General features: G+C 73.2%; 16 protein-coding genes and 1 tRNA gene. 2 read left to right on the top strand and 15 right to left on the bottom strand.

Annotated features, from left to right (window positions below; all coding sequences use genetic code 11):
• Positions 1-118: 118 nt before the first annotated feature.
• The 7 genes from rho to AMK13_RS06180 form a co-directional block, all read right to left on the bottom strand.
• The gene (gene rho, locus AMK13_RS06210) at positions 119-2221 is read right to left on the bottom strand and encodes a transcription termination factor Rho (RefSeq protein WP_198959321.1); all 2103 of its coding nucleotides are present in this window, start codon (positions 2219-2221) and stop codon (positions 119-121) included.
• A gap of 602 nt (positions 2222-2823) precedes the next feature.
• Positions 2824-3762: a homoserine kinase gene (thrB, locus tag AMK13_RS06205; protein WP_049655887.1), complete on the bottom strand. Its 939-nt coding sequence runs from the start codon at positions 3760-3762 to the stop codon at positions 2824-2826.
• A 364-nt stretch (positions 3763-4126) separates the two neighbouring features.
• Positions 4127-5227, bottom strand: coding sequence for a threonine synthase (gene thrC, locus AMK13_RS06200; RefSeq protein ID WP_049655889.1), 1101 nt, complete (start codon positions 5225-5227; stop codon positions 4127-4129).
• A 10-nt stretch (positions 5228-5237) separates the two neighbouring features.
• On the bottom strand, positions 5238-6530 hold the full coding sequence (locus AMK13_RS06195) for a homoserine dehydrogenase (RefSeq protein WP_049655891.1): 1293 nt from the start codon (positions 6528-6530) through the stop codon (positions 5238-5240).
• A gap of 138 nt (positions 6531-6668) precedes the next feature.
• Positions 6669-8060, bottom strand: coding sequence for a diaminopimelate decarboxylase (gene lysA / locus AMK13_RS06190; protein ID WP_074001448.1), 1392 nt, complete (start codon positions 8058-8060; stop codon positions 6669-6671).
• A gap of 89 nt (positions 8061-8149) precedes the next feature.
• Positions 8150-9811: an arginine--tRNA ligase gene (argS, locus tag AMK13_RS06185; RefSeq protein ID WP_049655895.1), complete on the bottom strand. Its 1662-nt coding sequence runs from the start codon at positions 9809-9811 to the stop codon at positions 8150-8152.
• Positions 9812-9894: 83 nt separating this feature from the next.
• Positions 9895-10350 (bottom strand): response regulator, encoded by a 456-nt coding sequence (locus tag AMK13_RS06180; protein ID WP_049655897.1) that lies wholly within the window; start codon positions 10348-10350, stop codon positions 9895-9897.
• 211 nt (positions 10351-10561) lie between these two features.
• Between AMK13_RS06180 and AMK13_RS06175 the strand changes: the two genes are divergently transcribed.
• Positions 10562-10633: transfer RNA gene (locus AMK13_RS06175), tRNA-Arg, on the top strand.
• A gap of 123 nt (positions 10634-10756) precedes the next feature.
• Here AMK13_RS06175 and AMK13_RS45760 read toward each other — a convergent pair.
• The 4 genes from AMK13_RS45760 to AMK13_RS06155 all read right to left on the bottom strand — a co-directional run bounded on the left by AMK13_RS45760 (position 10757) and on the right by AMK13_RS06155 (position 16380).
• Positions 10757-11734, bottom strand: coding sequence for a trypsin-like serine peptidase (locus tag AMK13_RS45760; RefSeq protein WP_074001447.1), 978 nt, complete (start codon positions 11732-11734; stop codon positions 10757-10759).
• Between the two features lie 108 nt (positions 11735-11842).
• Complete coding sequence (locus tag AMK13_RS06165) at positions 11843-12775, bottom strand: carbohydrate kinase family protein (RefSeq protein WP_074001446.1); 933 nt, start codon at positions 12773-12775, stop codon at positions 11843-11845.
• A gap of 84 nt (positions 12776-12859) precedes the next feature.
• Positions 12860-14473 carry an MFS transporter gene (locus AMK13_RS06160; protein ID WP_074001445.1) on the bottom strand — a complete coding sequence of 538 codons (1614 nt, stop codon included), beginning with the start codon at positions 14471-14473 and terminating at the stop codon, positions 12860-12862.
• 182 nt (positions 14474-14655) lie between these two features.
• Entirely contained in the window at positions 14656-16380 is a 1725-nt protein-coding gene (locus tag AMK13_RS06155; RefSeq protein WP_074001444.1) for a DUF885 domain-containing protein, read from the bottom strand.
• A 119-nt stretch (positions 16381-16499) separates the two neighbouring features.
• Here AMK13_RS06155 and AMK13_RS06150 point away from each other — a divergent pair, with 119 nt between their 5' ends.
• The gene (locus tag AMK13_RS06150; protein WP_074001443.1) at positions 16500-17234 is read left to right on the top strand and encodes a TetR/AcrR family transcriptional regulator; all 735 of its coding nucleotides are present in this window, start codon (positions 16500-16502) and stop codon (positions 17232-17234) included.
• A 73-nt stretch (positions 17235-17307) separates the two neighbouring features.
• Here AMK13_RS06150 and AMK13_RS06145 read toward each other — a convergent pair whose 3' ends face one another.
• From AMK13_RS06145 to AMK13_RS06130, 4 genes are all read right to left on the bottom strand, one after another.
• On the bottom strand, positions 17308-18159 hold the full coding sequence (locus AMK13_RS06145; protein ID WP_074001442.1) for a fumarylacetoacetate hydrolase family protein: 852 nt from the start codon (positions 18157-18159) through the stop codon (positions 17308-17310).
• A gap of 204 nt (positions 18160-18363) precedes the next feature.
• A complete protein-coding gene (locus AMK13_RS06140) occupies positions 18364-19575 on the bottom strand; it encodes a serine/threonine-protein kinase (protein WP_074001441.1) in 1212 nt (403 codons plus the stop codon).
• 160 nt (positions 19576-19735) lie between these two features.
• A complete protein-coding gene (locus AMK13_RS06135; RefSeq protein WP_074001440.1) occupies positions 19736-20716 on the bottom strand; it encodes an ABC transporter substrate-binding protein in 981 nt (326 codons plus the stop codon).
• Between the two features lie 45 nt (positions 20717-20761).
• The gene (locus tag AMK13_RS06130; RefSeq protein WP_049655467.1) at positions 20762-21514 is read right to left on the bottom strand and encodes an amino acid ABC transporter ATP-binding protein; all 753 of its coding nucleotides are present in this window, start codon (positions 21512-21514) and stop codon (positions 20762-20764) included.
• Positions 21515-21519: the final 5 nt, after the last annotated feature.

Genomic DNA, 21519 nt, shown 5'->3' with positions numbered 1-21519 from the left:
ACATGATCCAAACGCCCCCAAGGTGTCCCGACTCTGGAACAAAGCGGCCAGGACGCACGGAACCCCGGACCGCTCGCGCGATCCGGGGTTCCGTGCTTCGACAGCCGACCGGCTACGGTCAGTCGCCGGAGCCGGGGGTGGTCTTGGCGATCTGCATCAGGAACTCGGCGTTGCTCTTGGTCTGCTTCATCTTGTCCAGGAGCAGCTCGATCGCCTGCTGCGAGTCGAGCGCGTGCAGCACCCGGCGGAGCTTCCAGACGATGGCCAACTCCTCGCTGCCGAGCAGGATCTCCTCCTTGCGGGTGCTGGAGGCGTCCACGTCGACGGCCGGGAAGATGCGCTTGTCCGAGAGCTTCCGGTCGAGCTTGAGCTCCATGTTGCCGGTGCCCTTGAACTCCTCGAAGATCACCTCGTCCATGCGCGAGCCGGTCTCGACCAGCGCGGTGGCCAGGATGGTCAGCGAGCCGCCGTTCTCGATGTTGCGCGCGGCACCGAAGAACTTCTTCGGCGGGTACAGCGCGGTCGAGTCGACACCACCGGACAGGATGCGGCCGGAGGCCGGCGCCGCCAGGTTGTAGGCGCGGCCGAGGCGGGTGATCGAGTCCAGCAGGATGACCACGTCGTGGCCCAGCTCGACCAGGCGCTTGGCGCGCTCGATGGCCAGCTCGGCGACGGTGGTGTGGTCCTCGGCCGGGCGGTCGAAGGTCGAGGAGATGACCTCGCCCTTCACCGACCGCTGCATGTCGGTGACCTCTTCCGGACGCTCGTCGACCAGGACGACCATCAGGTGGCACTCGGGGTTGTTGTGGGTGATCGCGTTGGCGACCGCCTGGAGCACCATGGTCTTGCCGGTCTTCGGCGGCGCGACGATCAGACCGCGCTGGCCCTTGCCGATCGGCGACACCAGGTCGATGATCCGGGTGGTCAGCACGCCCGGGTCGGTCTCCAGGCGCAGCCGCTCCTGCGGGTAGAGCGGGGTGAGCTTGTTGAACTCGGGGCGGCCGCGGCCGCTCTCCGGGTCCATGCCGTTGACGGAATCCAGGCGCACCATGGCGTTGAACTTCTCGCGGCGCTCGCCCTCGCGCGGCTGGCGCACCGCACCGGTGATGGCGTCACCCTTGCGCAGGCCGTTCTTGCGGACCTGGGCGAGCGAGACGTAGACGTCGTTCTGGCCCGGCAGGTAGCCGGAGGTGCGCACGAACGCGTAGTTGTCGAGGATGTCGAGGATGCCCGCGACCGGGATCAGGACGTCGTCCTCGCCGACCTGCGGCTCGGCCACGCCGGCGGCCTCGAAGCCGTCACGGCCACGACGGCCGCGGCGGTCGCGGTAGCGCCCGCGCCGGCCGCGGCGGCCCTCGCCGAACTCGTCGTCCTCGTAGCCGCCCTGCTGCTGGGCCTGCGGCTGCTGGGTCTGCTGGCCCTGGCGGCCCTGCTGCTCGGCCTGGCCGCCCTGCTGCTGGCCGCCGCCCTGCTGGGGCTGGCGGTCGGCGCGCTCGCGGCGGTTGCGGCGGTCGCGGCGCGACTCGCGGCTGTCGCCGTCCTGGGCCTCGCCGCCCTCCTGGCGGTCGGTGCGCTCGGTGCGCTCGGTGCCCTCGCGGCGGTCACGGCGCTCGCGGCGGTCGCGACGCGACTCGCGGCCGTCCTCGCGGCCCTCGAAGCCGCGGGTCTCGGCCGGGCGGGCCTCGGCCTGCTTCGGCTCGGCGACCGCGACGGCGGCGGGCTCGGCGGCGGCCTCGGCGACCGGGGCGACGGGCGCGCCGGCGGCCGAGGTGGCCCGGCGGCGGGTGCGCTCGGTACGGGCGGGCGCGGCGGTCTCCGCGGCGGCCTGGACCGGGATCTCGATCTGGGCCTGCGGCTCGGCGGCGGCCGGGGCCTCGGCCTTGGCGGCGGCGGCCTTGGTGCGGCGGGCCGGCTTCTCGGCCGGGGCCTCGGCGTCCGCCTTGGCGGCGGTGCGCTTGGCGGCCGGGGCGGTGCCACCGGCGGCGAGCAGCGGGTCCCCGCCGCTCTTCTCCTTGATGGTCTCGATCAGCTGGCTCTTGCGCATGCGTCCGGTACCGGTGATGCCAAGGTCCGCGGCGAGCTTCTGGAGCTCGGCCAGGACCATGCCGTCCAGGCCCGCGGCGGCACTGCGGCGGCGCCGCGCCGGAGCAGCGGGGGCGGCGGCTGCGTCCGACGCCTCTGCGTCCGGGCGCGCGCCCATCAGATCGGTGGAGTCGCTCACTAAGGGTCCTTCCCTGGAGCGGACGTCGGCCTGTCTGGCTCGGCGACCGGTTGTGCTGTCCTGACCAACGCTCGACTGCGTCGGTCCGAGGCGGTGATCCCTCGAATGGCGGGAGCCTGTCGAGAGAGGGTTACGTGCGAGGTGCGGTGCGTGAAGCACGGTGGTGCTGAGTGGCGCGTGGGCCGGTCGTGTGTCGACCTCCCCTGAGGGCGTAACCCCCACGCTTCCTGCGAATCCCGGGCCCCCGTCGCGTGACGGTGGCCCGTGCTCCGCCCGTCCTGGCCTCAGGTGGGAGGCTGCGGGTGGGAGTCAGGTGCCGTCACGGCTTCGGGATGCGGCCGCATGTCGCGCAGGCAGGCTGCGTACGCGCTGCGGTGGGCTCCCGGAGAATCGTCGCCCCGTGCATCGCCGGGACTCCACTGCCGTGGAGCGCTGGGATCGGGACGCGGCGCACCTAGCCCCGGAGGGCACCTGGTGCAGCAATGAGGTTAACACTACCGACCCCCTCAGACATTCCCCAGCCTTGCGCTTGCCAATCGTGTCCGTCGGACCCGGCTCGGCAGGGTGCCGGCGCCGGGTCCCGAGCGGCCCGTTCGGGCTGCTCAGACGTCCAGCGGGAGCACGACGGCCCCGGTGCGGTCGACGTCCAGCCGGTGCGCGGCGAACGCCGGGTCGCCGCCGTGGCCGTGGTGTCCGGCGAAGGAGAGCACCTTGTCGGCGCCCGCCTCGTCGGTGAGGGCCAGGACGGTCGGACCGGCGCCGGAGACGACCGCCGGGAAGCCCTCGGCGCGCAGGGCGCCGACCAGCGCGGCGCTGTCCGGCATGGCGGAGGCGCGGTAGTCCTGGTGCAGCCGGTCCTCGGTGGCGGCGAGGAGCAGTTCGGGGCGCCTGGTCAGCGCCTCCACCAGCAGTGCGGAACGGCCCGCGTTGACGGCCGCGTCGGCCAGCGGGACGGTCTTCGGCAGCAGTCCGCGCGCGGTCTCGGTGAGCACCTCGCCGGCCGGCACGAACACCACCGGGACGACCTGCTCGGACGGCTCCAGCACGACCGCCTTGGCCGACTCCTCGTCGGTCCAGGCGATGGTGAAGTTGCCGCGCAGGCAGGCCGCGACGTTGTCGGGGTGGCCCTCCAGCTCGGAGGCGAGGGCCAGCAGCGCGTCGTCGTCCAGCGCGGACCGGCCGCCGATGGTCACCGCGCGGGCGGCCACGATGCCGGCGCAGATGGCGGCCGAGGAGGAGCCGAGGCCGCGGCCGTGCGGTATCCGGTTGGCGCAGACCACTTCGAGGCCGCGGGGCTGGCCGCCGAGCCGGTCGAAGGCGGCGCGCATCGAGCGGACCAGCAGGTGGCGCTCGTCGCGCGGCAGCGTCTCGGCGCCCTCACCGGCGATGTCGACGGAGAGGCCGGAGTCGGCGACCCGGACGACCACGTCGTCGTACAGACCCAGCGCGAGCCCGAAGGCGTCGAAGCCCGGGCCGAGGTTGGCGCTGGTCGCGGGAACCCTGACCCGGACGGCGGCGGCACGGAACGCGGGACCGGCCATACGGTGGACTCTCCTGGGGTAAATCGGGCGGCGCGGAGCGCGTCGTCGGTGCGAGGGTGGGAACGGACCGCGGCCCCTCCGGGGGGCGGGCGGTCGCGGTGTCGGCGCGGCCCGGACCCGCCGGGCCCGGGGCATGTGCCACACGGCCGAAGCCAGAGTATCGAAGAGAGGTTCCCGAGCGGTACACCCCGTGGGCCTTCGATCTGGTGTGTTGCCGTTCTGGCCGGAAATGCTCACCCCTCCCCGTCGACGGGAGGGGTGGAAAAGGATCGCAATGCGGAACCCAATTGACACAAAAGTGTCAGGGGGGAACTCCGACGGGCCGACCCTCGAAAGGGTCGGCCCGTCGGGGCGTCAGGACCCTTTACCGGTCGAGCAGTCCGAGGCTGCGGGCGGCCGCCTCCGGGTCGATCGGGACGATCTGCGGCTGCGGCGCGCCGGCCACCGCCCAGTCCGGGTCCTTCAGGCCGTTGCCGGTCACGGTGCAGACGATCCGCTGGCCCGGGTCGACCAGGCCGGCCTCCGCCTTGGCCAGTAGACCGGCCACCGAGGCGGCCGAGGCGGGCTCCACGAAGACGCCCTCCTGCGAGGCCAACAGCCGGTAGGCGGACAGGATCTGACGGTCCGTCACCTTGTCGATGAGGCCGCCGGACTCGTCCCGCGCGGCGAGCGCGAAGTCCCAGGAGGCCGGGTTGCCGATCCGGATCGCGGTGGCGATGGTCTGCGGCTTGAGCACCGGCGCGCCGTCCACGATCGGGGCCGAGCCGGAGGCCTGGAAGCCCCACATCCGCGGGGTGCGGGTGGCGAGGCCGTCGGCCGCGTACTCGCGGTAGCCCTTCCAGTACGCGGTGATGTTGCCCGCGTTGCCGACCGGCAGGACGTGGATGTCCGGGGCGTCGCCGAGCATGTCGACGATCTCGAAGGCCGCGGTCTTCTGGCCCTCGATCCGCACCGGGTTGACCGAGTTGACCAGCGCCACCGGGTACTTCTCGGACAGTTCACGCGCAAGGGTGAGGCAGTCGTCGAAGTTCCCGTCGACCTGGAGGATCCTGGCGCCGTGGACCAGCGCCTGGCCCATCTTGCCGAGGGCGATCTTGCCCTGCGGGACGAGCACCGCGGAGACCATCCCGGCCCGCACCGCGTACGCGGCGGCGGAGGCCGAGGTGTTGCCGGTGGAGGCGCAGATGACCGCCTGCGCGCCCTCCTCCTTGGCCTTGGAGATGGCCATCGTCATCCCGCGGTCCTTGAAGGAGCCGGTCGGGTTGGCGCCCTCGACCTTGAGGTAGACCTCGCAGCCCGTGCGCTCGGAGAGCACCTGGGCGGGGACCAGGGGCGTGCCGCCCTCCAACAGGGTGACCACCGGGGTGGCCGCGGTGACCGGCAGGCGGTCCCGGTACTCCTCGATCAGGCCGCGCCACTGGTGGGTGTGCGCGCCTCGGACGACGTTCTCGGCAACGGCGTTCATGGCTGGTTCCTTATTCCCCTTCGACCCGCATGATGCTGGCCACGTCCCGCACGCTGTCCAGCGCGCGGAGCTTGTCGACCGTCGCCGACAGCGCGGCGTCGGTGGCACGGTGGGTGACCACGACGAGCGAGGCGTCGCCGTCGCGGCCCTGCTGGCGCACGGTGTCGATGGAGACGCCGTGCTCGGCGAAGACGGATGCCACCTGGGCGAGCACGCCCGCGCGGTCGTCCACGTCCAGGCTGACGTGGTAGCGGGTGACCACCTCGTCCATCGGCTTGGCCGGCAGCCGCGTGTACACCGAGTCACCGGGGCCGGTGGCGCCGGCGAGCTTGTTGCGGCAGACCGCGACCAGGTCGCCGAGCACCGCGGAGGCGGTCGGCGAGCCGCCCGCGCCCGGGCCGTAGAACATCAGCCGGCCGGCCGCCTCGGCCTCGACGAACACCGCGTTGTACGCCTCGCGGACGGAGGCCAGCGGGTGCGACAGCGGGATCATCGCCGGGTGGACGCGCGCGGTGACGGACTCGCCGTCCGCGGCCCGCTCGCAGATCGCGAGCAGCTTGACCACGCAGCCCATCTCCTTGGCGGAGGCGATGTCGGCCGCCGTCACCTCGGTGATGCCCTCGCGGTAGACGTCCGCCGCGGTGACCTTGGTGTGGAAGGCGATGCCGGCCAGGATCGCGGCCTTGGCGGCGGCGTCGAAGCCCTCCACGTCGGCCGTCGGGTCGGCCTCGGCGTAGCCCAGCGCGGTGGCCTCCTCCAGCGCCTCCGAGTAGCCGGCGCCGGTGGTGTCCATCTTGTCGAGGATGAAGTTGGTGGTGCCGTTGACGATCCCCAGCACCCGGTTGACCTTGTCCCCCGCGAGGGACTCGCGCAGCGGGCGCAGCAGCGGGATCGCGCCCGCCACCGCGGCCTCGTAGTACAGGTCCACCCCGGCCTCGGCGGCCGCGGCGTGCAGCTCGGTGCCGTCCTTGGCGAGCAGCGCCTTGTTGGCGCTGACCACCGAGGCGCCCTGCCGGAAGGCGGACAGGATCAGCGATTTGGAGGGCTCGATGCCGCCCACCACCTCGACCACCACGTCGATGTCGCCCCGGTTGACCAGGGCCTCGGCGTCGGTGGTGATCAGGTGCTCGGGGACGCCCGGGCGGGTCCGCCCGGCCCGGCGGACCGCGATCCCGGCCAACTCGACCGGAGCGCCGATGCGAGCGGCGAGGTCGTCGGCCGTCGTCGTCATGATGCGCGCCACCTCGGAGCCCACCACACCACAACCCAGCAACGCCACCTTCAGCGGGCGCGTACGCATCATCCGACTCCGCTCTGCATTCTTCTGCTTCGGTAATTTCCGGCGGGTTTTCCTGGACCGCCGGGAACTTCGGTCTCTACCAGTCTCCGGGACTTTCCGTACGGATCTACGGTCGTTCCATGATCTGAGACGAGGATTTCGTCATCCGATATCCAGACGCAGGAGATCCTCCTCCGTCTCGCGCCGGACGATCACCCGCGCCGCACCGTCCCTGACGGCGAGCACGGGGGGCTTGAGGGCGTGGTTGTAATTGCTCGCCATCGACCGGCAGTAGGCGCCGGTGGCGGGCACCGCGATCAGGTCGCCCGGGGCCAGGTCGGCCGGCAGGAAGGCGTCCCGGACGACGATGTCGCCGGACTCGCAGTGCTTGCCGACCACCCGCACCAGCATCGGCTCCGCGTCGCTGGTGCGCGACACCAGGGCCACCGAGTACTCGGCGTCGTACAGCGCGGTGCGGATGTTGTCGGACATCCCGCCGTCCACGCTGACGTAGGTGCGCAGGCCCTCCAGCGGCTTGACGGTGCCGACCTCGTACAGCGTGAACGCCGTCGGGCCGACGATCGCCCGGCCCGGCTCCACGCTCAGCCGGGGGGCGTCCAGGTTCGCGGCGGCGCACTCGCGGCGGACGATGTCAGCCAGCGCGGCCGCGATCTCGGCCGGCTCGCGCGGGTCGTCCTCGCTGGTGTACGCGATGCCGAGGCCGCCGCCGAGGTCGATCTCGGGCAGCTGGACGCCGTGCTCGTCACGGATCCCGGCCAGCAGGCCGACCACCCGGCGGGCGGCCACCTCGAAGCCCGCCATGTCGAAGATCTGCGAGCCGATGTGCGAGTGGATGCCGCGCAGCTCCAGGCTGTCGTGGCCGAGCACCCGGCGCACCGCCTCGGCGGCCGCTCCCCCGGTGAGGGACAGCCCGAACTTCTGGTCCTCGTGCGCGGTGGCGATGAACTCGTGGGTGTGCGCCTCAACGCCGACGGTGATCCGGATCAGCACCTGCTGGCGCACGCCCTGGCGGGCGGCGATCGCGGCCAGGCGCCCGATCTCCTCGTAGGAGTCGACCACGATGTGCCCGACGCCGGTCTTCACCGCGTGCTCGAGCTCGTCCGCCGACTTGTTGTTGCCGTGCAGCGCGATCCGCTCCGGCGGCATCCCGGCGGCCAGGGCGACCGCCAGCTCGCCCGGGCTGCACACGTCGAGGTTGAGGCCCTCCTCGTGCAGCCAGCGCACGACGGCCTTGGAGAGGAACGCCTTCCCGGCGTAGTAGACGTCCGCGCCGGTGCCGAAGGCGTCGCGCCAGGCGCGCGCCCGGGACCGGAAGTCCTCCTCGTCCAGCACGTAGGCGGGGGTGCCGAACTCGGCGGCCAGCCGCTTGACGTCGATGCCGCCGACGGTCGCCACGCCCTCGGCGTTCCGGGCGACGGTGCGCGACCAGACCTTGGGGTCGAGCGCGTTCAGGTCGGCTGGCGGGGCCTGGTAGTGGCCCTCGGGCAGGACGTCGCCGTGACGGGGGCCTGCCGGGTGTGCGGAGCGACTCATCTTCGGAGATCCTTCGAGACCTATGGCGAGGGGCGGCGACGGTCCACGTTGACCGTCAGCCGCCCCCGCCGTGCGCTTGGGGGTGGTGCCTACATCCGCTCGGGCGCCGTCACGCCCAGGAGCGTGAGTCCGTTGGCGAGCACGGTGCGCGTCGCCTCGACCAGCCAGAGGCGGGCGCGGTGCGTGTCGGAGAGCTCCTCGTCGCCCTTGGGCAGGAACATGCAGTTCTCGTACAGGCGGTGGTACTTGCCCGCGAGGTCCTCCAGGTAGCGCGCGACCCGGTGCGGCTCGCGCAGCTCGCCGGCCGTGGCCAGCACCCGCGGGAACTCCGCGAGGTGGCCGAGCACGTCGGACTCCCACTCGGTGGCGAGCAGCTCGGGCTTGAACTGCTCGACCGTGCCCTTGTCCACGCCCAGCTCGGCGGCCTTGCGGGCCACGCCGCACATCCGGGTGTGCGCGTACTGGACGTAGAAGACCGGGTTCTCGTTGGTCTGGCTGGTCAGCAGGTTGATGTCCAGCGTGATCGTCGAGTCCGTGGAGGAGCGCGCCAGGGTGTAGCGGGCGGCGTCCACGCCGATCCACTCGATCACGTCGTCGATCGTGATGATGTTGCCGGCCCGCTTCGACATGCGGACCTCTTCGCCGTCGCGAAGCATCTTCACGAACTGGCCGATCTTCACCTCGATGTTGTGGTCCATGTCGTCGCCCGCGCAGGCCGCGATGGCCTTGAGGCGGTTGACATAGCCGTGGTGGTCGGCGCCCAGCATGTAGAGCGCGACCTCGGCGCCGCGGTCCCGCTTGGACAGGTAGTACGCGGCGTCGGCGGCGAAGTAGGTCTTGTCGCCGTCGGCCTTGACCAGGACGCGGTCCTTGTCGTCGCCGAAGTCGGTGGTGCGCAGGAAGACCGCGTCGTCCTGCTCGAAGACGTGGCCCTGCTCGCGCAGCCGGTCGATGGCCTTCTCGACCGCGCCGGAGTCGTGCAGCGTCTTCTCCGAGAACCACACGTCGAAGTGGGTGCCGAACTCGTCCATCGAGCGCTTGATCTCGGCGACCATGAGCTTGAGGCCCTCGGTGCGGAAGACCTGGAGCTGCTCCTCCTCGGAGAGGTCGAGCACGCCGGGGATCGCGTCGGTGAGCGCCTTGGCGATGTCGACGATGTACTCGCCGACGTAGCCGTCCTCGGGCGCCGGGCGGCCGTTCGCGGCGGCCTGCAGCGAGGCGGCGAACTTGCCGATCTGCACGCCCGCGTCGTTGAGGTAGTACTCGGTGGTGACGTCGGCGCCGGAGGCCCGCAGCACGCGCGCCATCGAGTCGCCGACGGCGGCCCAGCGGACGCCGCCGATGTGGATCGGGCCGGTCGGGTTGGCGGAGACGAACTCCAGGTTGATCCTCAGGCCCTTGAGGGCCTCGTTGCGGCCGTAGGCCTCGCCCGCCTCGACGACGGTGCGCGCCAGCGCGCCGGCGGTGGCGGTGTCCAGGGTGATGTTCAGGAAGCCCGGACCGGCGATGTCGACCTTGGCGACGCCGGTGATCCCTCGCAGGCGGTCGGCCAGCAGCTCGGCAACGGCTCGCGGCGGCTTGCCGGCCGCCTTGGCGAGCTGGAGGGCCACGTTGGTCGCGTAGTCGCCGTGGTCCCTGTTCTTGGGCCGTTCGACCGTCACGTGCTCGGGCACGGCGACGGCCAGCTCGCCCGCCTCGACGGCGGAGCTCACTGCGGCCTGGATTGCCTGGGAAAGGTCTGCGGGGGTCACGACGCCAAGCGTAGGCGAGACGGGGTACCCGCCCGCCACCCGGTTTACCGGTTGAGACGCCGGTGCGCCGTGGTTACCGGGTCTCAGCCGCGATCCGTCCGCTCTGTTCGCTCAGGGCGAACTGCGTCGGACGGGCCGGCGCGGCGCCCGCCGGACGGACCGGCGGACTGTTCCGCGAGCCCCATCAGGCGCCGGACCAGGGCCACCAGGTCGGCCGGGTCGAAGGGCTTGCCGAGGTAGCCGTCCACCCCGACCGTCTCCCCCAGGTCGAGGTCCGCCGGGGTGCAGGCGCTCACGATCGCGATCGGCAGCCGGCTGGTGTCCGGGGTCGCGCGCAGCCGGGCCGCCGTCCGCAGGCCGTCCAGCCTCGGCATCACCACGTCCAGCGTCACCACGTCGGGCCGCACCCGGCGGACGACCTCCAGGCACTCGGCGCCGTCGGCGGCGGTCACCACCTCGAAGCCCTCGAGCTCCAGGTTGACCCTGATCAGCTGGCGGATCACCTCGCTGTCGTCCACCACGAGGACCCGCCCGGACACTCCCGACACCTCACCGAGGGTATCGGCGGCCCCGCCGCCCCGTCCGGCCTTTGGGCACTTCCGCCCCCACCCGGCACACGGCCCGATCCCCGGGTCGATCCGCCGCCCGATCCGCGGCCCGGACGATCTTCGGGGAAACCCGTGCACGGACCACCGCCGGAGCCTGGTACTGTTCTCACGTCGGAAGCGCGAGCGACCGACAGGCCAACAGGCCCCCGTAGCTCAGGGGATAGAGCACCGCCCTCCGGAGGCGGGTGCGTAGGTTCGAATCCTACCGGGGGCACTTCGCAGGAAGTGCAAGTCAGGCCCAGATCAGTGGAGTTGATCCACGGATCTGGGCCTTTGTCGTATGCGGACGCGCGACCGGGTCCGGGCCCGGGTGGGGGCCGGGTCCGGACCCGGTGTCTCAGGAGGCGGCCGCCTCGGCCTGGGTGTACAGGTCCGCGATGGTGTGGTCGAAGAGGGCGCTGTACGAGATGTCGTCGGTGTCGCCGCCCTGCTGGTAGCCGCCGATCGCGCCGATCACGTCGCCGGTGGCGGTGTTGATCCACGGGCCGCCGCTGGTGCCGCCCGGGTAGGCCGGGCAGTGGACGACCCGCTGGTAGGCGCTCTGCTGCCCGGTGGTGTTGGTGCACAGGACGGGCGCCTCGGCGTCGGCGGGGTAGCCGTAGAGGCGGACGGTGGCGCCGAACGGCTCGTCGGTGCCCAGCCGGTTGCCGCCGACCACGTCCTCGACGTTGCGGCCGTTGCTGGGGGCGGTCTCCAGGATCGCGAAGTCCTCGTCCTCGTCGCCCTTCTGGGACCAGCCGGCGGTGGTGTGGATCGCGGTCACCCGCCAGGTGCCGTACGGGGCGGAGCCGTCGCGGTAGCCGGGGGCGAAGGTGACGCCGTCGGTGCTGCTGAGACAGTGCGCGGCGGTCAGCAGCAGGTTGCCGGTGGCGCTGTGCAGCACGCTGGCGGTGCAGAAGTGGTCGCCGGCCGTCGGCGTGCCGCTGAACAGCGCGCCGACCGTCCCGGTCTCACGGTCGCCGGCCGGCGCCGGGGCGGTGGTGCCGAGCGCGACGTCGGCGGCGGTGGTGGTCGGGGCGGCCGGCGCGGCGGCGGGGGTGGCCGTCGCGGTGGCCGTCGGGTCGGCGGTCGGCGCCGCGGAGGGCGTGGGGGCCGCGACCGGGGCGGGCGGGGCGACCGCCGCCGGGTCGGCGGCCGGGACGGGCACGGCGGCACGGGTGCTGCGGGCCGCCTTCCCGGCAGCCGTCGTGTCGGACAGGTCCAGCCCGTGCGTCCCGGTCAGCACCGCGGCGACCGCCACCGCGGACAGCGCGGTGAACAGGGACGGGGCCAGGAGTCTGCGGCGGCGCGAACCCTCGCGGCGGTGCTTGCCCATGCCTGTCTCTCCTGCCGGGGCGGTCGGTGGCGTCGTTCGGTGAACGACTATGGCGCCTCAGCCTGGAAAGGGCGTGACCGGCTCCTTGGAGCTCGATGAGAAATACCGTCAGCGCGTCAGCACCGCGTCCAGTTCTGCGGCTCCGACGAAAGCGGTGTGCGTCCCGGCGGCGGTGCAGGCGAAGGCCCCGGCCACCGTACCGGCCCGGGCGCAGTCCAGCGGCGGGCGGCCCTGGAACCAGGCGTACAGGAAGCCGGACACGAAGGCGTCCCCGGCGCCGTTGGTGTCCACCACCGGACGGCCCGGGTCGACGGCCGGCAGCCGGCGCGGCGCCGGGTCGTCCCGGGTGAGCAGGTGGCAGCCCTCGGCGCCGGCGGTGGCGACGACCACCCGCGCGCGCCCCTCGGCGAGGATCGCGCGCATCACCTCCTCGTGCCGGCCGCGGCAGCCGGCCACCGAGAGGAAGACCAGGTCGGAGCCGAGCGCGTAGTCGCGGTGGTGCGGGTCGGCGCCGTCCCAGTCATGCAGGTCGGTGGAGGTGGTGCGGCCGAGGCGGTGCAGGTCGCCGTACATGTCCCGGTTGACGCCGGTGATGGACAGGTGGACGTGCCGGCTGCGCTCGGCGTACGGCAGACAGAAGTCGCGCGGCAGCCGCAGGTCGGCGGGGTGGCGGCCGTCGAAGAAGGAGAACCGGCGGCCCTCCGGGTCCACCAGGTTGACCCCGCGCGGGGTGCCGTACGGGCTCACCAGGTGCGCGAAGTGCAGTCCGTGGCGCGCGTAGTGGGCGCGGACCAGGTCGCCCTGGGGGTCGTCGCCGAGGAAGTCGATGAACGCGGTGCGCAGGCCGAGGTGGTGGGCGCCGAGGGCGACGCCGTTGCCGGTGTGGCCGACGTAGTCCCGCACCGGCTCGACGAACCGCGAGTCGCCGGGCGGGAGTTCCAGCCGCTCGACCCGGACGATGGTGTCCACGCCGCTGCCGCCGACGACGAGCAGGTCGAACTCGGGCGGCGCGGCCTCGGGCGAAACGGTCTCGGACGGCACGGCGGCGCCTCCTTGCTTCCTGGACGGTGGTGGCCAGGAGTCAAGCAGGCGCCGGAGGTTGACTGCAAGGACTTGCTGCAAATTTCAATCGGCGGGTGGCCGCTCCGGACCCGCCTCGGCCCGGACCTCGGCCCCGGTCTCGACGTTCGCCCGGACGTCGGCCCGGGCCACGGCCCGCGGGCTCGGCCGCCCGTCCACCGCCCGTACGGCGGACGCCGATGCCGCCCCGCCCTCGACGGCGGTGGCCGCGACCGGGGTCGGCCGGTGGTCGATCATCAGCACCGCGACCAGCGCGGCCGCCAGCAGCACGCCCATCGCCACCCAGGTCGCGACCACGTAGCCGTGCACCGCGCCCTGGGCGCGCACCGCCGGGTCGGCGGCGATCCGGGTGGCCAGGAAGCTCGCGGTGGCACTCGCGGCGACCGTGTTCAGCAGCGCGGTGCCGACCGAACCGCCCACCTGCTGCGCCGAGTTGATGGTGGCCGAGGCCGCGCCGGCCTCGTTCGGGGCGACCCCGAGGGTGGCCAGGCTCATGGCCGGCATGAACACCAGGCCCATGCCGAAGCCGATCAGCAGCTCGGCGGGCAGCACCATGCCGGCCCACGGGCTGTCCACCCGCATCTGGGTCAGCCAGGCCATGCCGCCCGCGGCGAGCAGCAGGCCGGGGCCGATCAGGTTCCGGGACGGCACCCTGGTCATCATCCGGGCCGCGAAGCCCGTCGAACTCAGCACGATGGCGACCGTCATGGGCAGGAAGGACAGGCCGGACACGATCGGCGAGAAGTGCTTGATGGCCTGGAGGTAGTAGGTCAGGAACAGGAAGAGGCCGAACATGCCGACCATCGCCAGGCCCACCGAGAGCGCGCCGCCGCCCCGGTTGCGGTCGGCGACGATGTGCAGCGGCAGCAGCGGGTGCGCGGTGCGCCGCTCCACCAGGACGAACGCCGCGAGCAGCGCCACGCCCAGGACCAGCGGGCCGATCACCAGGCCGTCGCCCCAGCCCCTGGTCACGGCCTCGGAGGTGCCGTAGACGATCGCCAGCAGGCCGCCGCAGCCGAGCAGCGCCCCGGGCAGGTCCAGCCGCAGCCGGCGGCCCTTCCCGACGTGGTCGCGCTTCAGCACGTTGAAGGCCGCGAAGGCGGTGACGGCGGCGATCGGCACGTTGACGAACAGGCACCAGCGCCAGTCCAGGTACTCGGTCAGCAGGCCGCCGGCGATGAAGCCGATCGCGGAGCCGCCGCCGGCGATCGCGCCGAAGATGCCGAAGGCCGTACTGCGCTCCCGCGGATCGGAGAAGGTGGTGGAGAGCAGCCCCAGCGCGGAGGGGGCGAGCAGGGCGCCGAACGCGCCCTGGAGGGCGCGGGCGCCGAAGAGCATGGCGGGGCCGACCGCCGCGCCGCCGAGGGCGGAGGCGAGGGCGAAGCCCAGCAGGCCGACGGTGAAGACGCGCTTGCGGCCGAAGAGGTCGCCCAGCCGGCCGCCGAGCAGCAGCAGGCCGCCGAAGGCCAGCGTGTAGGCGGTGATCACCCACTGCCGGTCGGCGTCCGAGATGCCCAGGTCCCGTTGGGCGGACGGCAGTGCGATGTTCACGATGGTGATGTCGAGCACGATCATGAGCTGGGCGGTGGCGATGACGGCCAGCGCCCACCAGCGGCGGCGGTCCGCGTCCTCATGACCGGCGACGGTTCTCGCAGTCACTGGTCGAGCCTTCCGGAGTGGGGCGGAGAGGTCACGCAGTCGCCTTCCAGCCAAACCCCGCTCCGGACGGATGGCAAGGAAAAACCTCACCAAATCAGACCTTCGGGACAAAAGAACCAGGCCCCCGGGACTGCGGACCGAGTCCCGGGGGCCTGGTTCCACGGCTCGCGCCGCGTGGTGGCTCAGAGCGCCGAGAGCTCCTCGACCAGGTCGTCCAGCCCCAGCGAGCCCTGCGAGAGCGCCGCCATGTGCCAGGCCTTGAGGTCGAACTCCTCGCCGCGCGCCTCGTGCGCCGCCTTCGCCGCCGCCCGGCCGCGCAGCCAGGCGCGCTCGCCCAGCTTGTAGCCGATCGCCTGGCCGGGCAGGCCCAGGTAGCGGACCAGTTCGCTGTCCAGGAAGTCGGCCGACAGGCCGCAGTACAGGCCGAAGAACTCCCGGGCGTGCTCCGGGGCGACCGGCTCGCCCGGCCGGTACGGGGAGTCCGCCGGGAAGTCCAGGCCCACGTGCATGCCGATGTCGACGATGACCCGCAGCGCGCGCATCATCTGCGCGTTGAGGTAGCCCAGGCGGTGGCCCGGGTCGGTGAGGTAGCCGAGCTCGTCCATCAGGCGCTCGGCGTACAGCGCCCAGCCCTCCAGGTTGGCGCTGACCCCGCCGAGGCTCACCTGGTAGGTGGAGAGCCGGTCGGCGACGTAGTTCCACTGCGCGAGCTGGAGGTGGTGGCCCGGGACGCCCTCGTGGTACCAGGTGGAGACCAGGTCCCAGACCGGGAAGCGGTCCCGGCCGACCAGCGGCAGCCAGGTCCGCCCGGGACGGCTGAAGTCCAGCGAGGGCGCGGTGTAGTACGGCGCGGCGGCGCTGCCCGCCGGGGCGATCCTCGACTCGACCCGGGTGACCGGCTCGGCCAGGTCGAAGTGGGTGCCCTGGAGGTCCCGGACGGCCTGGTCCATCAGGCCCTGGAGGTACTCCCGGGCGGCCTCGGCACCCTCGATCGCCGGGCCGTCCGACTCCAGCCAGCGCATCGCCGCGAGCGGACCCGCGCCCGGCAGGACCTTCTCGGCCTCGGTCTCCATCTGCGCCAGCAGGTCGTGGAACTCGCTCCAGGCCCAGGCGTAGGCCTCGTCCAGGTCCAGGTCGGCACCGGTCCAGTAGCGCACCCAGCGGACGTAGCGCTCCCGGCCCGCGGTGTCCGGGGCGCCGGCCGCGGCCGGGCCGTACACGTCGCGCAGCCAGTCCCGCAGCTCCGCCAGCGCCTCGGCGGCGGCCACCGCGTTCTTCGACAGCTCGGGGTGCAGGCCCTCCGGCGCGCCCTGGACGAAGGTGCCGAACCAGGCGCCGGGCACCCGCTCGGCGGCGGGCGCGTCCTCGCCCAGCCACTCGGCGAACTGCCCGAGCACCGTGGCCACCTGGCGCGGGCCGGACAGCAGGCCGCGCTCGACGCCCTCCGTCAACGTGCGCCGGTACTGCGCGAACGCCTCCGGGAGCCGCGCCATCCGGCGGCCGATCACCTGCCACTCGGCCTCGGTGTCGGTGCCCATCAGGGTGAAGGACTCCCGCACGTCGTGCACCGGGGAGCCCAGGTTGCGCAGCGAGCGGAAGTTCTCCCCCGCCTCGTGGACGGCGAGTTCGGCGGTCAGCCGCTCGCGCAGCAGCCGGGCGCAGCGGCGCTCCGCCTCGTCGTCGGCGGCACCGGCCCGCTCGGCCTCGTCGAGCTTCGCCAGGGTGCGGCGGGCGAGGTCGGCGACGGCCTCGGGACCGGCCGGGGAGAGGTCGGGAAGCCGGTCGTCGTCAAGGTTGAGACCGAGGTACACCGCGGTCAGCGGGTCGAGCTCGGCCAGTTCGCGGACGTGGTCGTCGGCGATGCGGCGAGGGGTGGCGCCGTCGGCGGTGATCAGTTCTTCACGCATTCGGACATCATTTCGTGGCGCGGCAGCTTTGCAACCCCTTTGCGAGCCGGGTTCGCCTGCGAAAATCCGTTCGGCGCGACCGGATCCGATCCGTCCGGCGCCCATTACGCTTGGCCGCCATGGAAGCCAGCCCCGCCCCGGCCGCACCCGAGCCGCGCCCGCGCCGCACCGGCTACCGGCGGCTGCCGGTCCAGCAGCGGCGCGAGCAGCTGATCGCGGTCGCCCTGGAGCTGTTCGCCTCCCGGCCGCCCGAGGAGGTGGGCCTGGACGACGTCGCCGAGGCCGCCGGGGCCTCCCGCCCGCTGGTGTACCGCTACTTCGCGGGCGGCAAGCAGCAGTTGTACGAGGCCGCGCTGCGCACCGCGGCGGACGAGCTGAGCAGCCGCTTCGCGCTGCGGCTGAGCGGGACGCCGTCCGAGCAGCTGTCGGCGGTGCTGGACGGCTACTTCGCCTTCGTGGCCGAGCACGACGCGGGCTACTCGGCGCTGCTGCGCGGCGGTTCGGTGGTGGAGACGGCCCGCACCTCGGCGATCGTGGACGACGTCCGGCGGGAGGCGCTGCGCCGGACGCTGCGCCACCTGGGCGTGCGGGAGGCCGGGCCGCGGCTGACGCTGCTGGTGCGCTCCTGGATCGCGGTGGTCGAGGGCGCGTCGCTGAGCTGGCTGGACGAGGGGCGCGCGCTGCCGGTGGCGGAGCTGCGCGACTGGCTGGTGGACCAGTTCACGGCGATGGCGGCGGCGACGGCGCTGCACGACCCGCAGACGGCCGAGGTGCTGGCGGGGGTGCTGGCGCTGGAGGGGCCGCGGCCGGAGCGGGCGGAGCGGCTGCGGGCGGTGCTGGGCGGCGGCTCCTAGGCGGCGCGGCCGCACCCGAGCGGTCCCGGTGCCCCTCCCGACCCCCGTGCCAAGGGTCGGGCGGCCCGCGCCGTTACGCCTTGCCGAGCACCTGGCGCTGGCGGCCGAGCCCGTCGACCTCGATCTCGACCACGTCGCCCGGGGCGAGGTACGGCGTGCCGGGGCGGCCCAGGGTGACCCCCGCCGGGGTGCCGGTGATGACCACGTCGCCGGGCTCCAGCACCATGAACCGGCTCGCGTAGCGGACCAGTTCGAGCACCGGGAAGACCATCTCCGCGGTACTGCCGTGCTGCCGCTGCTCGCCGTTGACCCACAGCCGCAGGGTCAGCGCCTGCGGGTCGGCCACCTCGTCGGGGGTGACCAGCCAGGGCCCGAGCGGGGTGAAGGTCTCCGCCGACTTGCCCTTGTCCCACTGGCCGCCGCGCTCGAACTGGAAGGCCCGCTCGGTGACGTCGTTGGCGATCGTGTACCCGGCGATCACCCCGGCCGCCTCGGCGTGCGAGTCCAGGTAGCGGGCGGTGCGGCCGATCACGACGGCCAGCTCGGCCTCGTAGTCGGTCTTCTCGCCGCCGCGCGGCACCAGCACCTCGTCGTACGGGCCGACCACGGTGGAGCCCGGCTTGAGGAAGATGACCGGCTCGGCCGGGATCGCGGCCCCGGCCTCGGCCGCGTGGTCGCGGTAGTTGAGCCCGATGCCGACCACCTTGCCCGGCCGGGGCACCGGTGCGCCCACCCGCAGGCCGTCGAGGTCCAGCACCGGCAGGACGCCGGCGGCCGCGTCCCGGGCCAGTGCGGCCGGGTCCAGCCCGGCCAGGAAGGCCCCGTCGAGGTCGCGGGTCCGCCCCGAGAGGTCGTACGCGGTGCCGTCCTCACCCAGGACGACCGGGCGCTCGGCGCCCGCGGGTCCGACGCGCAGGAGCTTCATCGATCCGTCACCAGCCTTTCGTCGCAGCTCACCGGGGCGGCCCGGAGGCCGCTCCCGAGTCCGGCAACGAGGTATACCAACGCGCCGGGGCGGCGGGCCAGACCGTCCCGATGGGCGAAATCCTCCCGGTTGGCGCTCCGGCCGCCGCCCCGGCTCGGCGGCCCGCACGGTTGACACCCGCCGGGCCGGCCGCGCGGCGGCGGCTCAGCCGTCCTGCGCGCCGCCGCCGAGCAGCGCCGCCAGGGCGACGGCCCGCGGCCGGCCCGGGCCGAGCCGGGCGGCCTCCCGCTGCCAGTGCGCGAGGTCGCGCCGGGCGTCCGCCCGGGCCTCCGGGGTGGCACCGGGCACCTGGGCCAGCTCGTCCAGCAGGGCGGCGGCCGCGCCCGGGCTGCCGTCCCGGGCCAGCCAGAGGGCCAGGTCGTGGCAGGTGCGCAGGGTGCGCGGGTCCTCCGGACCGCAGATCCGGGCGAAGTCGGGGACGAGCGCGGTGAGGATCTCCACCGCCTCCGCGGCCTCGCCGGCCTCCCCGTGCCGCCAGGCCCGGTCGGCCCGCCGGCGCAGCTGCTCCGGGCTGGGGTCGTCCGGGCGCAGCATCCCGGGCCGGATGGCGCGCAGCCGCTCCAGCACCTCGGCGGCGCCGGCCGGCCGCTGTCCGGGCCGCTTGGCGAGCAGCTCGGCGACCAGCCCGGCCAGGGCCGGGTCCTTGCCGCGCACCCGGGGCGGGACCTCCTCCAGGTGCTTGTACATGTACTCGGCGGCCGAGGCGGCGCGGAACGGGCGGGTGCCGGTGCAGACCTCGTACAGCATGATGCCGAGCGCGTAGAGGTCGGCCCGGCCGTCCACCGGGCCGCCGGACCAGCACTCGGGCGCCAGGTACGGGACGGTGCCGACCACGTTGCCGGTGGAGGTGAGCCGGACGGTCTGGGTGACCAGTCGGGCGATGCCGAAGTCCAGGACCTTGGCCCGCTCCCCGTCCTCCACGATCATCACGTTCTCGGGCTTGATGTCCCGGTGGACGATCCCCGAGCGGTGCGCGGCGTCCAGCGCCTTGCACACGTGCCGCATCCAGCGCAGCCCCTGCTTGTGGTCCGGCCGGCCGTCCTTGAGCACCTCGGACAGCGCCCGGCCGCGGACCAGCTCCATCACCAGGTACGGGATCTTCCCGGAGCCGGACTCCGTCCACCCGTAGTCGTACACGGTGACGATGTGCGGGTTGTTGAGGCCGCCGGCCGTCCGGGCCTCGCGGACGAACCGGCTGACCGCCTCCCGGTCGGTGGCGTGCTCGGCGAGCAGCACCTTGACCGCGACCGGCCGGTCGATGGTCGTGTCGGTCGCCCGCCAGACCACGCCGAAGCCGCCCCGGCCCAGCTCCTGCTCCAGCCGGAAGCGGCCGCCGAGCACCTCGCCCTTCTCCATTCCCTCCCCCAACCCGACCGCGCCCGCTCGGCGTTCGCCGCCGGAGGGGTCGGAGGGGTCACCATAGCGGCGGGCGGGGACGAACGGGTGAACGAGCCGGGCCCACTTCCCACGGCCAGGGCCTGTCGCCGCCCCGCAGACGCGAGTTCGAGGACAGGCCCTACGGCTTGGGCAGCCCGGGCGGGTTGATCTCGGAGCTCTTCACGGCCTCGTCGTCCAGGCCCCAGCGCTTGAGCACCTGCCCGTACGTGCCGTTCCTGATCACCTCGTCGATCGCCCCGTTCAACGCCTTGACCAGGCCGTTGTCCTTCCGGGTGGTCGCCGCGATCTTGCCGAGGACGTCCGCGCCGCCGCCCGAGTAGGTGCCGACGACCTCGGTCTCGCCGGTCTGCACGGCGTGGAAGGCCAGGCTGGGGTTGGGGCCGGTGTAGACCTCGATCCGGCCGGAGGAGAGCGCCAGGTAGTACTCGGTGCCCTGGAAGTACTTGATGTCGATCGGCTTGAGGCCGTTCCTGACGTTCTCCTCGCTCCAGGAGACCAGCAGCTTCTCCTGGTTGGTGCCGGTGGCGACGCCGACCGTCTTGCCCGCGAGGTCCTTGGGGCCGGTGACCTTGAGGCCGCCGCCCTTCTTCGCCTCGAAGCCCAGGACGTCCAGCCGGTAGGTGGCGAAGTCGTACTTCTCCTTGCGCGCCTCGGTGACGGTGATGTTGGACAGGCCGACGTCGTACTTGCCGCTGTCCAGGCCGACGAAGATGTTCTCCCAGGAGACCGGGTTGAACTCGACCTTGAGGCCGAGCACGTTGCCGATCAGGAGGGCGAGGTCCGGTTCGACGCCGATGATCGTCTTGTCGTCGTTGGCGTAGAAGTCCAGCGGCGGGGTGGAGCCGATGGAGTCGACGACGCTCAGCGTCCCCTTCCGTCTGATCTCCTCCGGGACCAGCGCGGCGATCGCGTCGACCTTGGGCGTGGTGACCCGTTCCTGGTTCGGCGACAGGTTCACCACCGTGCCGTCCGGCGCGGTGCTGCCCTTGGCCGGGGCGAGCTCCCCCGCCGCGCCCGTGGCGCCGCTGCCGCAGCCGGCCAGGACGAGGGCTGCGGTGAGCGCGGCGGCGGTCACGAGGGCGCGACGGGGTAGGGACATGGCGGAACTCCTGCTCGGTGAAGGGGGGTTGGGGAAAGGGGAAGGTCAGAGGACCTTGGCCAGGAAGGCCCGGGTGCGCTCGTGCCGCGGCCGGTCCAGGACCTCGGCGGGCGGGCCCTGCTCGACCACCACGCCGCCGTCCATGAAGACCACGGTGTCGGCGACCTCGCGGGCGAAGCCGATCTCGTGGGTGACCACGATCATCGTGGTGCCGCTGCGGGCCAGGTCCTTGATGACGTCCAGCACCTCGCCGACCAGCTCCGGGTCGAGCGCCGAGGTCGGCTCGTCGAACAGCAGCACCTTCGGCTCCAGCGCCAGCGCCCGGGCGATCGCCACCCGCTGCTGCTGCCCGCCGGACAGCTGCCGGGGGTAGGCGGCGGCCTTGTCGGCCAGCCCGACCCGCTCCAGCAGCGCCAGCGCCGTCGCCCTGGCCTCGGCCCTGGGGCGGCGCAGCGCGGAGACCGGCGCCTCGACCAGGTTCTCCAGCACGGTGAGGTGCGGGAACAGGTTGAAGTTCTGGAACACGAAGCCGATGCCGGTGCGCTGGCGCAGCACCTCGCGCTCCTTGAGCTCGTACAGCCGGTCGCCGGAGCGGCGGTAGCCGATCAGCTCGCCGTCGATGGCGACGTGGCCGCGGTCCAGCTTCTCCAGGTGGTTGATCGCGCGCAGCAGGGTGGACTTGCCGGAGCCGGACGGGCCGAGCACCACGGTCACCGAGCCGGCCGGGACGTCCAGGTCGACCCCGCGCAGCACCTCCAGCCGGCCGAAGCTCTTGTGCAGGCCGCGGACCTGCACCATCGGGG

Origin of the sequence: Streptomyces sp. CB02056, assembly GCF_001905545.1 — a bacterium.
GTDB lineage: Bacteria > Actinomycetota > Actinomycetes > Streptomycetales > Streptomycetaceae > Kitasatospora.
Note: the sequence above shows the minus strand (reverse complement) of the source record. Positions and strands in the feature narration are given on the sequence as shown.

Bases quoted from the DNA above. Each gene is read 5' to 3' on its own strand.
- AMK13_RS06155 (WP_074001444.1), bottom strand. From the start codon at position 16,380: ATGCGTGAAGAACTGATCACCGCCGACGGCGCCACCCCTCGCCGCATC.
- AMK13_RS06135 (WP_074001440.1), bottom strand. From the start codon at position 20,716: ATGTCCCTACCCCGTCGCGCCCTCGTGACCGCCGCCGCGCTCACCGCA.
- AMK13_RS06140 (WP_074001441.1), bottom strand. From the start codon at position 19,575: ATGGAGAAGGGCGAGGTGCTCGGCGGCCGCTTCCGGCTGGAGCAGGAG.
- thrB (WP_049655887.1), bottom strand. From the start codon at position 3,762: ATGGCCGGTCCCGCGTTCCGTGCCGCCGCCGTCCGGGTCAGGGTTCCC.
- thrC (WP_049655889.1), bottom strand. From the start codon at position 5,227: ATGAACGCCGTTGCCGAGAACGTCGTCCGAGGCGCGCACACCCACCAG.
- lysA (WP_074001448.1), bottom strand. From the start codon at position 8,060: ATGAGTCGCTCCGCACACCCGGCAGGCCCCCGTCACGGCGACGTCCTG.
- AMK13_RS06145 (WP_074001442.1), bottom strand. From the start codon at position 18,159: ATGAAGCTCCTGCGCGTCGGACCCGCGGGCGCCGAGCGCCCGGTCGTC.
- AMK13_RS06150 (WP_074001443.1), top strand. From the start codon at position 16,500: ATGGAAGCCAGCCCCGCCCCGGCCGCACCCGAGCCGCGCCCGCGCCGC.
- AMK13_RS45760 (WP_074001447.1), bottom strand. From the start codon at position 11,734: ATGGGCAAGCACCGCCGCGAGGGTTCGCGCCGCCGCAGACTCCTGGCC.
- AMK13_RS06130 (WP_049655467.1), bottom strand. From the start codon at position 21,514: ATGGTGCAGGTCCGCGGCCTGCACAAGAGCTTCGGCCGGCTGGAGGTG.
- AMK13_RS06195 (WP_049655891.1), bottom strand. From the start codon at position 6,530: ATGATGCGTACGCGCCCGCTGAAGGTGGCGTTGCTGGGTTGTGGTGTG.